The 13,429-nt window shown below is 42.9% G+C and carries 11 protein-coding genes; 4 read left to right on the top strand and 7 right to left on the bottom strand.

Annotation, left to right across the window (positions count from 1 at the left end; all coding sequences use genetic code 11):
- The first annotated feature begins 63 nt into the window (after positions 1–63).
- Positions 64–1,017 (top strand): DUF3078 domain-containing protein, encoded by a 954-nt coding sequence (locus ACLI1A_RS08795; RefSeq protein ID WP_411408242.1) that lies wholly within the window; start codon positions 64–66, stop codon positions 1,015–1,017.
- 235 nt (positions 1,018–1,252) lie between these two features.
- Here ACLI1A_RS08795 and ACLI1A_RS08790 read toward each other — a convergent pair whose 3' ends face one another.
- The 5 genes from ACLI1A_RS08790 to ACLI1A_RS08770 all read right to left on the bottom strand — a co-directional run bounded on the left by ACLI1A_RS08790 (position 1,253) and on the right by ACLI1A_RS08770 (position 7,322).
- On the bottom strand, positions 1,253–2,593 hold the full coding sequence (locus ACLI1A_RS08790; RefSeq protein WP_411408443.1) for a deoxyguanosinetriphosphate triphosphohydrolase: 1,341 nt from the start codon (positions 2,591–2,593) through the stop codon (positions 1,253–1,255).
- Between the two features lie 30 nt (positions 2,594–2,623).
- Positions 2,624–3,112, bottom strand: a complete 489-nt coding sequence (locus ACLI1A_RS08785; protein WP_411408240.1) for an RDD family protein — start codon at positions 3,110–3,112, stop codon at positions 2,624–2,626.
- A gap of 66 nt (positions 3,113–3,178) precedes the next feature.
- The gene (locus tag ACLI1A_RS08780) at positions 3,179–3,673 is read right to left on the bottom strand and encodes an RDD family protein (RefSeq protein WP_411408238.1); all 495 of its coding nucleotides are present in this window, start codon (positions 3,671–3,673) and stop codon (positions 3,179–3,181) included.
- A gap of 172 nt (positions 3,674–3,845) precedes the next feature.
- The gene (locus tag ACLI1A_RS08775) at positions 3,846–6,257 is read right to left on the bottom strand and encodes a ribonucleoside-diphosphate reductase subunit alpha (protein WP_411408236.1); all 2,412 of its coding nucleotides are present in this window, start codon (positions 6,255–6,257) and stop codon (positions 3,846–3,848) included.
- Between the two features lie 87 nt (positions 6,258–6,344).
- The gene (locus ACLI1A_RS08770) at positions 6,345–7,322 is read right to left on the bottom strand and encodes a ribonucleotide-diphosphate reductase subunit beta (protein ID WP_411408234.1); all 978 of its coding nucleotides are present in this window, start codon (positions 7,320–7,322) and stop codon (positions 6,345–6,347) included.
- 895 nt (positions 7,323–8,217) lie between these two features.
- On the opposite strand from ACLI1A_RS08770, the gene ACLI1A_RS08765 reads away from it, so the two are divergent.
- A complete protein-coding gene (locus tag ACLI1A_RS08765; RefSeq protein WP_411408232.1) occupies positions 8,218–8,976 on the top strand; it encodes a GLPGLI family protein in 759 nt (252 codons plus the stop codon).
- 18 nt (positions 8,977–8,994) lie between these two features.
- Here ACLI1A_RS08765 and ACLI1A_RS08760 read toward each other — a convergent pair whose 3' ends face one another.
- Together ACLI1A_RS08760 and fbp are read right to left on the bottom strand one after the other, a co-directional pair.
- Positions 8,995–9,582 (bottom strand): DUF3109 family protein, encoded by a 588-nt coding sequence (locus tag ACLI1A_RS08760; protein WP_411408230.1) that lies wholly within the window; start codon positions 9,580–9,582, stop codon positions 8,995–8,997.
- A 227-nt stretch (positions 9,583–9,809) separates the two neighbouring features.
- Positions 9,810–10,832 carry a class 1 fructose-bisphosphatase gene (fbp, locus tag ACLI1A_RS08755; protein ID WP_411408228.1) on the bottom strand — a complete coding sequence of 341 codons (1,023 nt, stop codon included), beginning with the start codon at positions 10,830–10,832 and terminating at the stop codon, positions 9,810–9,812.
- A 112-nt stretch (positions 10,833–10,944) separates the two neighbouring features.
- Here fbp and ACLI1A_RS08750 point away from each other — a divergent pair, with 112 nt between their 5' ends.
- Entirely contained in the window at positions 10,945–11,436 is a 492-nt protein-coding gene (locus ACLI1A_RS08750; protein WP_411408226.1) for an N-acetyltransferase family protein, read from the top strand.
- A gap of 24 nt (positions 11,437–11,460) precedes the next feature.
- Positions 11,461–12,720, top strand: coding sequence for an aspartate kinase (locus ACLI1A_RS08745; RefSeq protein WP_411408224.1), 1,260 nt, complete (start codon positions 11,461–11,463; stop codon positions 12,718–12,720).
- Positions 12,721–13,429: the final 709 nt, after the last annotated feature.

The following is a 13,429-nucleotide window of genomic DNA, read 5'->3' as shown; positions in this document are numbered from 1 at the left end:
AAATGACGATTTTTGCATGATTTTTGCGCAGTTTTGCACGAACCGAAAAAAACCTCAGGATCAATGATGAAGATTAAAGCTTGCTTTAGCGCTGTTCTGCTTGTTTTGTTTTTCCAGCAAGGCCATGCACAGGCGCTGATAACCACTACCCTGCCCGACACGATTTCGCATTGGGAAAAAACCAATGCCGTGGGGCTTGACATTAACGAAATAGCTTTTGTAAACTGGAGCGTGGGGGGTAACAACTCTATTACCCTTTTGGGCAAAGGAAACTTTACCCGGAAGTACACCAAAAAAAATGTGAACTGGCTGAACGAACTTATAGTGCGTTATGGGCATAACTCGCAGGAAGGGCAGATACCCCGAAAAACGGATGACCAGTTTCAGTTTAACTCTACTTTTGGGTATAAAAAAGACTCGATAACAAACTGGTATTACAGTGCCAAGTTTAACTTTAACACCCAGTTTGCTAACGGTTATAACTATCCGAATAAAACGCACGAAATATCGGCTCCCTTAGCGCCGGCGTATATCTTCCTGGGGGTGGGTGGCGAATACATTCGTAAAGACTGGGGCTTTAATGCTTATTTTTCTCCGCTTACCGATAAAACCACACTTGTACTGAATCAATACCTGGCCGACCAGGGCTCTTTTGGTGTACGAAAAGCCACAACTGATGCCGATGGCAACATTGTAGAACACGGAAAGAAATCGCGTACAGAGCTGGGTATACTGATGACCAACCAGCTAAAAAGACAGGTTTTTAAAAACATAATGCTGGATAACCGCCTAACCCTTTATACGGATTACCTGAACAGTTTTGGCAACATAGACGTAAACTGGCAGTTTACCCTTGATATGACCGTTAACCAATATGTAAAGGCAAACATAGGCGCTAACCTTGTGTACGACGACGACATTAAAGCTACCGAAGAACGCGACGGCGAAACGGTAACCGTAGGGCCTAAACTACAGCTGAAACAAATGCTGGGTGTAGGGCTTAGTTATACTTTTTAATTTCAGAAGGTAGAATCTAGATTTCAGAATGAGCTTCACTCGCACGGTTTGTCATTGCGAACGCAGCGTAGCGGAATGTGGCAATCTTTATATAACAAAGCCCATAAGTTGAAACTTATGGGCTTTGTTATATAAGTTAAGATCTGTTCATAAGATTACTTCGCCGTACCTCGACATAATAACTTGAAAGGCAAAGGTGCTGAGTGAAGCTAAATCTTCAATCTGAAATCTGAAATTATTTCCCTCCGGTAACCGTATTATATAGCAACACCGCGTTGCCATCGGTAAGGGTGCTTACAAAATGGCTGATGTGCAGCAGGCGTTCGTATACGGTCATTTTATCGGTAATGAATTTTTCCGGCAGTAGCTTAAGTATAAGCTTGTCGTAATTGCTCTCCACGCCTTCAAACTTGTTGTTATAAGCGGTACAAAACGCATCGAGCAGGGTATTGATAATACGGTAGCCCATTACCTCCTTTTCCACTACCTCGCGGCTCTGGTAAATATTTTTTATACTGATGTTAATGATGTCCTTCATCTGGGCGGTATAGCTGCCCCTGTCGGTAAGCGCATACGGAAATTTACCCGCCAAAATGGCTTCTTCGTTTTCCATAAAAACACTTACGGCATCATTAATCAGTGAGCCAATAGCCAGCGCACGCAGGTAACTTATACGGTCTTCTTTAGTGGTAAGGCTTTTGTATTTTTCTACCTGAACGTTATCCTTCACCAGTTTTATAAGGTATTCCAGCGCATAATCTTCAGAGATAAGCCCCAGGTTAATACCGTCTTCAAAATCGATTATGGTGTAGCAAATATCATCGGCAGCCTCTACAAGGTAGGCCAACGGATGGCGCTCAAAGCCAATATCATCTCCGGATTTATTGGGTATCAGACCCAAATCCTGCGCTACATCCTGAAACGACTCCTTATCCGCCTGGAAGAAACCGTATTTTTTATCGGCTATCTTGCTCGTCGGTTTTTTAGGAAGCGATTCCTTAGGATACTTCATAAATGCGCCCAGCGTGGCATAACTTATGCGCAGGCCACCCTCTATACCCGGGCGTGTAGCAGTAAGCAGGCTAAAACCATTGGCATTACCTTCAAACTCTATTAAATCCTGCCACTCCTTATCCTTAAGGTGGGCACGGTATTTAAAACCGTTGCCGTTTTTAAAGTATTCGCCTATCGCTTTTTCGCCACTGTGCCCAAAGGGCGGATTGCCTATATCATGCGCCAGTGCGGCAGCAGCTACTATGGCACCAAAATCGTTCGGCTGATAACCATGGACTTCGGCAAGGTACGGGTGTTTTTCTATGATTTTTTTGCCCACAAGGCGCCCTAATGAACGCCCCACCACGCTTACCTCAAGGCTGTGCGTAAGGCGGGTGTGCACAAAATCGGTTTTACTTAGGGGTATTACCTGCGTTTTATCCTGCAGGCTGCGGAAAGCCGATGAAAATATAATACGGTCGTAGTCTACCTCAAAGCCCAGGCGGGTATCGTCCTGCTCGCGGCGGAGCCTTTTAGTGGTATCGCCCTGCCTTTTAAGCGAGAGCAGCTGTTCCCATTGCATCATGTTAGTATGATTTCGAAGGTTTCCTTATTATTGTTTAGTATTATTGTTACCGTTAAAACCCGCAGGCATTTTCCCCACCCTAACCACAAAAGTTTTGCTTAGGCTGTCGTGCAGTCCAAAGGGTACAGGCCCCAGAAAGGAAAGGGCTTCAAAGGGTATAAACCTCAGCAGGCTACGCAGTAGTATGTTCCATTCGGTAGGTGTGGTACCGTCAAAGCGTATTACACGGGTACCGGTAATAAACTTGCCCGGTGTACGCTGCAAAAATGACTCAAATAAGCCATAATACATCAGGCTTATCAGCCCGTAAAACAGTCCCAATCGCGAGTTTGGCGTATCCGGTTTTATGGCTCCTACGGTTAAAAAGTCGTATCCGTAGGTTTTGGCAGCCCAGTTGCCGGCATCCATAACCAGGGTAAGTATAAAAATAATGATTACAAAATCTATAAACCAGTTCAGCAACCTTTTGCTAAAGGGCGCCAGTAAAAAAGGCTGCGTGTTTTTGGGTTCTTCCATCCGTGCAGGTTAAGCTGCAAAGGTAACGATTTCTGTTATGATTTACCCTGAAATAGCAGCATAGCATTACAACTGCTCCTGCCCTATTTGTTCAAAATCGTTACGTAGCATTTTAATATCTTTAAGTTTCTGGGCATCTACCACATAGGTATTCGGAATACTGTCATGCCAGCCGCGTGATGGTGTACCAAAGAATGAAAATGCATCAAAAGGAATAAGACGACTAAAGGTACGCCCCAGCACCTGAGTTACCGAAAGCTTTTCGCCAAACTCATTTACTACAATTGTACCGGTAATAAACTTTGCAACGGTGCGCCCTGTAAGGGCTTCAAATACAAAATAGTACAACAAAAACACCGAAACACGAGCCATGGTTCCGAGAGGGCCTTCATCGGATAAAATCTCATACGGCTTATAGATTCCCAAGTATGTAAAAAAGGCCGCGATAAATCCAATAATAAAAATTATGATGTAATAAAATATTATGTCAAGAAGAAAATTTAAAAAACGCTTACCCGGCGCTACCATAATTTCGCTGTCTACCATAAAATAAGAAGCCATAATAAAAGAATGTTATAATTGGTTACAGACAAATATATAAAAAATGAAACAAGAAAATATTATGGAAATACACAACAATGTATGAGCAGGATAAATTGCCTTATAGCGAAGGGTATAAATAAAAAAAGGAGCTCTTTACAGAACTCCTTTTGCATAGTATATATTGGAAAGATTAAGAACCGCACATTTCGCAGTCATCCGGTTCGGCATTGCGGCTGCGTTGCAGCATAGCCTGGAATTCGCTAACTGCCATTGACTCTCCCTGAACATTAGCACCCGCCTCAACAGCTTCCACTGTTTCCGGCTCAGCCTTTTTCTCGTTGTTAAGGGTAAATTTAATAGCATCCACCGCGCTCTTGGTACGCAGGTAGTACATACCCGTTTTCAGGCCGCTTTGCCATGCATAGAAGTGCATAGAGGTAAGCTTAGCGTATGTAGCACCTTCCATAAACAGGTTAAGCGACTGGCTCTGGTCAATGAAATAACCACGCTGGCGGCTCATGTCTATGATGTCTTTCATACTCATTTCCCATACGGTTTTGTACAGGTCTTTTATGTTTTGAGGAATGATATCGATGTTTTGCACCGAACCGTTTGCCCTCATTATTTCCTGTTTAAGGTTTTCGTTCCACAGGCCAAGATCTACAAGATCCTTAAGCAGGTGTTTGTTCACTACGATAAACTCGCCCGAAAGCACACGGCGTGTGTAAATGTTAGATGTATATGGTTCAAACGCTTCGTTGTTACCAAGGATTTGCGATGTAGAAGCCGTAGGCATAGGCGCAAGCAATAGCGAGTTGCGCACACCGTGCTCCATAACTTCTGTACGAAGTGAAGCCCAGTCCCAACGGCCGCTAAGATCTGCATCTTTAAGGCCCCAAAGGTTGTACTGGAATTCACCCTGAGATATAGGCGAACCCTGGAATGTAGAGTACGCACCTTCTTCTTTGGCAAGCTCCATACTGGCAGTAACAGCAGCAAAGTATATGGTTTCAAAAATTTCCTGGTTAAGCTGCTTAGCCTCATCACTTGTAAACGGCATACGCATCATGATGAAAGCATCAGCAAGACCCTGTACACCAAGACCTACCGGACGATGGCGCATGTTGCTATTGTATGCTTCCTCAATAGGGTAGTAGTTGCGGTCTATAACACGGTTAAGGTTTCGTGTAATACGCTTGGTTACATCGTACAGGTACTGGTGGTTAAACGTGCCGTTTTCTACAAACATAGGCAGCGATATAGAAGCCAGGTTACACACCGCTACTTCATCTTCGCTGGTGTACTCCATAATTTCGGTACACAGGTTAGACGAACGGATGGTTCCCAGGTTCTTCTGGTTGCTCTTACGGTTAGCTGCATCTTTGTACAGCATGTAAGGAAGACCGGTTTCTATTTGCGATTCAAGGATTTTTTCCCAAAGCTCACGTGCTTTTACCGTTTTGCGCCCGCGGTTTTCAAACTCGTATTGCAGGTACAGCGCGTCAAACTCCTCGCTGTGTACGTTGTACAGGTTAGGGCACTCGTTAGGGCACATTAGTGTCCACTCGCCGTCTTCCTGAACACGTTTCATAAACAAATCCGGAATCCACATGGCCAGGAACAGGTCGCGCGTACGCATTTCTTCCTTACCGTGGTTTTTGCGCAGGTCAAGGAAATCAAAAATATCGGCATGCCATGGCTCTATGTATACGGCAAAGCTGCCTTTGCGCTTACCGCCACCCTGGTCTACATAACGGGCTGTATCGTTGTACACCCTTAGCATAGGCACAATACCGTTGCTGGTACCGTTAGTACCACGAATGTACGATCCTGTAGCCCTTACGTTGTGGATAGACAAACCGATACCACCGGCCGACTGCGATATCTTAGCCGTGTTTTTCAGCGTGTCGTAAATACCGTCTATACTGTCGTCTTTCATAGAAAGCAGGAAGCAGCTCGACATTTGCGGTTTTGGCGTACCCGAGTTGAACAACGTAGGTGTAGCGTGGGTAAAGTATTTTTTACTCATCAGCTCATAGGTTTCTATGGCCGACTCAATATCGTTTAGGTGAATACCTACAGACACACGCATAAGCATGTGCTGCGGGCGCTCTACTATGCGTCCGTTTATACGCAGCAGGTAGCTGCGCTCAAGGGTTTTAAACCCGAAGTAGTCGTAGTTAAAATCGCGATTGTAAATAATTTTACTATCCAGTATTTCGGCATTAGCCTTAATCACTTCATAAACCTCATCGCTAATAAGCGGCGATTCCTGGTTGGTACGCGGGTTTACATAGTGGTACATCTCTGTCATGGTTTCAGAGAATGACTTGGTAGTATTTTTATGCAGGTTACTCACCGCAATACGCGCTGCAAGCAGGGCATAATCAGGGTGGGTAACAGTCATAGAGGCGGCAGTTTCGGCTGCAAGATTATCAAGCTCAGAGGTGGTTACCCCATCATACAAACCTTCAATTACGCGCATGGCCACCTTAACCGGGTCTACCAGGTCGTTAAGGCCATAGCACAATATTCTAACCCTATCGGTAATTTTATCAAACATTACCGGTTCTCTTCTTCCGTCTCTCTTTACTACATACATATCTTCAACTATTTTTTAGGTTAAACAATCCCTGGGGAACCCGCATTCACAGCATCCCCAAAAGAAAAAAACAAGGAAATATTTTAATTAAAAATCAGCGTCGAAACTGATCTTTTGTGCGTCTGTATCTTTATTCATTACACCCGCTTTCTGGTATTCAGATACGCGCTTCTCAAAGAAGTTGGTTTTACCCTGTAGCGATATCATATCCATAAAGTCAAACGGGTTACTTACGTTGTACACCCTTTCGCAACCCAGCTCTACAAGAAGCCTGTCGGTTACAAACTCCAGGTACTGCGTCATTAGCGTAGAGTTCATACCTATAAGGCTTACCGGTAATGATTCGGTAATAAACTCACGCTCTATATTTAGTGCATCTACAATAATTTCTTTAATACGGGCTGCAGGCACCTTGTTTACCAGGTGGTTGTTGTGCAGGTGTACTGCAAAGTCGCAGTGTACACCTTCGTCGCGGCTTATAAGCTCGTTACTAAAGGTAAGGCCCGGCATAAGGCCACGCTTCTTCAACCAGAAAATAGAACAAAATGCACCCGAGAAGAAGATACCCTCTACTGCTGCAAAGGCAATAAGCCTTTCGGCAAAAGAGTCGCTCTCAATCCACTTAAGCGCCCATTCAGCTTTCTTTTTAATGGCCGGGAACACGTCAAGCGCATTAAACAATTCGCTTTTTTCAGCTTCGTCCTTAACATAGGTATCAATCAGCAGCGAGTAGGTTTCGCTGTGTATGTTTTCCATCATAATCTGGAAACCGTAGAAAAACTTCGCCTCAGGGTACTGCACCTCGTTTACAAAGTTCTCGGCCAGGTTTTCGTTTACAATACCGTCTGAAGCAGCAAAAAACGCAAGGATATGCTTTATAAAATACTTTTCTTCTTCTGTAAGCTTATTGTTCCAGTCGTTTAAGTCCTGGTGCAGGTCAATTTCTTCCGCAGTCCAGAAACTGGCTTCCATCTTTTTGTACCAATCCCAAATATCGTGGTGTTTGATAGGAAAAATCACGAAGCGGTTTTTATTTTCCTGTAGAATAGGCTCAGGTAAAGACATAGTATTTTGAGTTTTATTGCTTTATGTTTAACGAAAAATTCACGGTCGCAGATTACAAAGGTTGGCAATTAGATTAAAAATTCAAACACATAGTTATCCACAATCGGCAAGAGTTTTTAACAACCTCAAAGACGGCGTTAAAGAGGCGTTAAAAACACAAAATATTCCAAATCAAATAATTATAAAAAACACTAAATAGCACTATTGTTGCGACAAAACCTTATATTTTACCACAATCACGGGACTTGACATACTTTATAAACCACCAAATCATTGCCGTGTCAACCCTGGTTGATATTTGGATTTTACAATCAGTGAAACATGCTTAATATAAATTCTAGTTCAAAATTGTATAATCTGATTTAAGCAACTAGGTTATTAACATATTCGACACTCATGTGAATAAAATAAACACACAACAATGCATAACAACAACAACAATATTAAAAATAAATGTATTTTTGAGATAATAAAAAAACCGCCACCAAAAAGGCGACGGTCAATAATTATTCTACTTTTCAGTAAATAATTTCACAACACTAACAACTAGGTTTCCGAGTCCGACAATTAGTGAAGTGAGTTTCAGAAATTCGAGCCTTTGACTCTCTATGTCTTTAGGCTCTTTTTTTTGCTCACGCATCTTACAAAGGTTGACAATTACATTAAAAATTCAAATACATAGTTATCCACAACCAGTAAGAGTTTTTAACAACAAAACAATTCTGTTAAGGGTTTGCTAAAAAACACACATTGTTGAATATCAAAATATTAAAAAATGTTAAACATTTCACAAATCACTGGACTTGCCCGTAAAACGGGAGAATTTTAAAGCGTTAAACACTTCCTGATTTTTTTTGAATTACCTTTGAAATAACGTAACAACAACCACACAGCCATGACACAAAAACTGCTATTTGTTCTTATATGTATTACAACTTATTGTGCTACTTTTTCGCAAACGGTTACCATAGAATACTCCGAGCAACACAATGTAAACACAGCATCGATTCACGAACTTCCCGAACCTATACGAAGATACTCCACCGCAAAAAGGTATTTTACACTGGTAATAAGCAACAACGAAAGCCTGTATTATAAAACACCGGGACAAGACCCTATTATAGATTTACCCATAGAAAACAAAGGACAATATATAACATACCCCGACGAACGGTATTTTTATAAAAACCTTACAGAAGGCCTGATGCTTTTTGAAGTACAGGAAGACTACAGCACCCTAAAGGGTAAAGACACAATACCGACTTATAACTGGGATTTAAAAAGCACCGAAACAAAAAAGATAAAGGGCTACCGGTGTAAAATAGCCACACTGTATAAGAACAACACCTACTACGTAGCCTGGTACACTACTGAGCTGCCATCCGGTTTCGGGCCAGACATTTTCGGAGGGGTTCCGGGTACAATATTGAGCCTGAAATACGGAACCACCGAGTACATAGCCCGCAGCATAAAAGTAAAAGGAGAGAATACTGCCATAGAACGCCCCGTATTTAACGAACAAACGTTTACCTATGCAGAATACCTTGAAAAGAACAAAAAAAGACAGGCCGAACAAGCCCAAAAATATGAGATTAAAGAATACGGCGGTATAAAACTGATTTTAAAAACAGAGCCCGAAACTCAAAAGGATTAACTACTAATAAGCAACTAATTACCTCCTTCTTCTTGGCTCGTCTTTTTTAAGGTCTTCGGCTATTTTTTCCAGCTCAGTATACCAGTCGATACCAAAACGGCGGACAAGGGCTTCCTTTACAAACTTGTATACCGGCACTTCCAGCTCTTTACCAAGGCTGCAGGCAGGATCGCAAATTTCCCAACGGTCGTAGTTTACCGCAGCAAATTCTGAATAGTCTTTTATACGTATGGGATACAGGTGGCAGCTTACGGGTTTTTTCCACTGCACTATGCCCTGGTTGTAGGCCTGCTCTATGCCGCACAGTGCGGTTTTTCCGTCGAAAATAACATAGGCACAGTCCTTATTGTCTATTAGCGGGGTTTCCAGTTCGCCATCGGTGCCCACCACCCAGGTGCCCTGGGCCTCTATAGCAGCAATACCCTCCGGACGCAGGAACGGCTTTACCAACGGGTAAATTTCCTCAAGTATCTTGGTTTCCTCTTCTATAAGCGGCGCACCCGCATCGCCATCTACACAGCAGGCGCCATGGCAGGCCGTAAGGTTGCACACAAATTCCTTCTCCAGTATGTCCTCAGACACTATCGTTTTACCCAGTTGAAACATGCTGCAAAGATAGTGTTTATTCTTTAAAAAGCAGCTGAGCTTCTGAGCCGCTTAGCTACAGAGCAAGGAAGATGCAACGGAAAGCTTTTTAGTCCGTATGAGTACTGCTTAGAAGCTAAGTAACTAAGCAGCTCAGTAGCTGAATAAAAACAAAAACCTGCGGTGGCTAATCCGCAGGCTTTCAGAAAAAAATCAGGAAACTAATATAAAAAAGGGTTTGGTTATAGTTATGCCTGTTGTTCTACATATAGCGCCATAAACTCTTCGGCTTTTTTCACCATATTGTAGCTACCACAAAAGAACGGCACACGCTGGTGCAGCTCGGTAGGTTTTATTTCCATTATGCGCTGAAAACCGTCTGTAGCCCTGCCCCCCGCCTGCTCTACTATAAAAGCCATAGGGTTGCACTCGTACAGCAGGCGCAGCTTGCCTTTAGGTGCTTTGCTGCTGGTAGGGTATATGTATATGCCGCCTTTAATCATGTTGCGGTGTATATCGGCCACAAGGCTGCCTATATAGCGGCTTGTATAAGGGCGGTTAGCCTCTTCCTTCTGGCAGTATTTTATATAATCTTTTACCCCCTGCGGAAAATGCACATAGTTACCCTCGTTTATAGAATAGATGTTTCCGTTTTTAGGAAACTTCATATCCGGGTGGCTTAAGTAAAACGTACCTATGGCAGGATTTAGCGTAAAACCGTGTACGCCGCGCCCTGTGGTATACACCAGCATGGTACTGGTACCGTAAATTACGTATCCGGCAGCTACCTGGGCATCGCCGGGCTGCAGGAAATCCTCTATGGTTACCGGGGTGCCTACAGGAGTAATACGGCGATAAATAGAAAAAATTGTACCTACCGGCACATTTACATCTATGTTACTGGACCCGTCCAGCGGATCCATAAGTACTACATACTTGTTGTTGTGGCATTCGTCCATGCCTTTAATCTCAATGAACTCGTCATTTTCTTCGCTGGCTATACCGCATACAATTTCGCGGTTTATCAGCGTTTGCATAAAGGTTTCATTGGCAAACACGTCCAGTTTTTGCTGGTCTTCGCCCTGAATGTTCTGGTTTCCGGCGGCTCCTGTAATATCTACAAGCCCGGCCTGGTTTACTTTATAGTTAACCACTTTTGCCGCCAGGCGGATAGAGTTGAGCAAGCGGGAAAGTTCACCTGAGGAATACTTAAAGTCCTCCTGCTTTTCAATGATGAACTCACCGAGGGTTTGGTTTCTTTCTTCTTCCATCGAAATCGTTTTAGTTTGGGTTGCCACAAATATGCGAATTTTTGTGATATGAAAATAATTTATTATTTAGCAGTTTGTTAAACTTGTACTTTTGCAAAAATATCACAAAACAATGACCATAAGAAGGGGACAGAAAGAAGACATGCCTGCCGTACTGGAACTGATACGCGAACTGGCTATTTTTGAAAAAGAGCCCGATGCCGTGGTAATAACCGTAGCCGACCTGGAACGCGATGGTTTTGGGCCACAACCCCTGTTTGAAACCTACGTAGCCGAACAAAACGGCGAAATTATAGGCATGGCGCTGTTTTACTACCGATACAGCACCTGGAAAGGAAAAACCATACATCTGGAAGACCTTATTGTAAAAGAAAGCCACCGCGGCACAGGCGCCGGAAGCGCACTGTATGCAGCCGTAATGGAGTATGCTAAATCATTAGGACTGCGCCGTGTAGAATGGGCAGTGCTGGACTGGAACACACCGGCTATAAACTTCTACGAAAAAAGCGGTGCCAAAATACTGGAAACCTGGCGCACCGTACAAATGGACGAGCAGGGCCTTACAGCCTTTACCGCTACACTAAAAGAAAAACACCTAAACTAAACATACAAGAATACCTAACCATACATGAAAGTATTTAAATTCGGAGGAGCGTCTGTAAAAGATGCCGACGGCGTAAAAAACGTATATAGCGTGCTGCAACAGGTGGGCCATGAAGATGTGCTGCTGGTTATAAGCGCCATGGGAAAAACCACTAACGCCTTTGAGGTGGTTATAAAAAATTACTTTGACAAATCTGCCGAGCTGCAGGCCAGCATACAGGAAATAAAAAAATACCACAACCAGATACTCCTGGAACTTTTTGAAGACGATAAGCACGCCGTGTTTACCGCTGTAGGCAACATATTTAACGGACTTGAGTCGTTTTTACAAGGCAACAAATCGCCAAACTACAACTTTGTATACGACCAGGTAGTAAGCCTTGGCGAGGTGATTTCTACCACTATAGTAAGCCACTACTTTAACCATGTAGGCCTTAAAAATACCTGGCTAGATGTGCGCGAACTGATAAAGACCGATAACACCTACCGCGATGCCATAGTAGACTGGGATGCTACCAAGAAGAACATAACCAAGGTGGTAAAAAAGAAAAACCTAAACATAACACAGGGGTTCCTTGGCAGCGACGAAAACAACTTTACCACCACGCTGGGCCGTGAAGGTAGCGACTATACTGCCGCTATTTTTGCCTACTGCCTGGGTGCCGAAAACGTAACCATATGGAAAGACGTGCCGGGCGTACTGAATGCCGACCCTCGTTATTTTCAGAATGCGGTATTGCTAAACCAAATTAGCTACCGTGAAGCCATAGAGCTGGCATTTTACGGCGCTACGGTTATTCACCCAAAAACGCTGCAACCGCTGCAACGCAAGGAAATTCCGCTTTTTGTAAAATCGTTTGTAAACCCGCTATTGCCGGGCACCAGCGTAAGCAAAGGCGCCGACCTGATACCGCAAACAAGCTGCTTTATTGTAAAGAAAAACCAGCTGCTGATATCGCTTTCTTCTCTTGATTTTTCTTTTATCATGGAAGAGAACATCAGCGAAATATTTGCGTTGCTGCACAAATACCGCATGAAAGTGTCGCTTATACAAAACTCGGCCATCAGCTTCTCGGTTTGCGTAGACGATAAATTTGGCCATTTTGCCGAACTGAAAGGAATACTTTCTAAGAAGTTTAAAGTAACGTATAACGATGATGTATCATTATACACCATACGCCACTTTAACGAAAATTCTGAAGCTACCGTAACACAGGGCAAAGACGTACTGGTAAAACAAACCAGCCGCGAAACGCTACAAATTGTTACAAAAGATATTCAGTAGTATTACTGAACAATACGTTTATCTTTTTTAAATGTAAAAACCTGCGGTGGGGGCTCCGCAGGTTTTCTTTTTTGGGGACTATAAATAACGTTGCATTAGTAAAAAGTGTTCCTAAAATTTTGGGGCTTTTTTAGGCAGCCTTTTATCGTATAAACAGGAGGCGTTGTGTAGTGTTGATCCTGTTGTTTGTTCTTATTTACATGACAAAGATATAACCACAACATAGGCTTTACAGCGGTTTTTCGACCATACGGGGATTTGCTGCCGTTACCCGGGCGTTAACTACCGTTGAATGGTAAAAACCTTACAAAAGATTGTATTTCAACGACACTTACACTATTCAGCACTTATAATTATACAGGATATAACCTAATCATAAAAACCGGTTAAAGTCGCAAATTCAGGGAAATAAAAAAACCTGCATTTGGGGTTGCAGGTTTTTTTGGGGACTAGTTAAGTGTAGTTGCATTAGTAAAAAGTTCTTCTAAAAAAAATTAGGGGGCTTTTTTAGAAGATGTATATTTTTAAACAGGCTTTAAAACCTGTGTGTTCCTCCATCTTTACAAGGCAAATGTAAGCCGGCATTAACGGTTTCTGTGGGTATTTTCGACCACAACAACCTTTAGTATCGTTAAAACTAAAAAAACTATCGATGAATGGTTTTTTGATAGCAAACCCTTACACTTTTAATGTTACAGTGCAGCACAAC

This window comes from Flavobacterium sp. RHBU_3 (assembly GCF_046613565.1).
Lineage (GTDB): Bacteria > Bacteroidota > Bacteroidia > Flavobacteriales > Flavobacteriaceae > Flavobacterium.
This window is presented reverse-complemented; position numbering and strand designations above follow the sequence as displayed.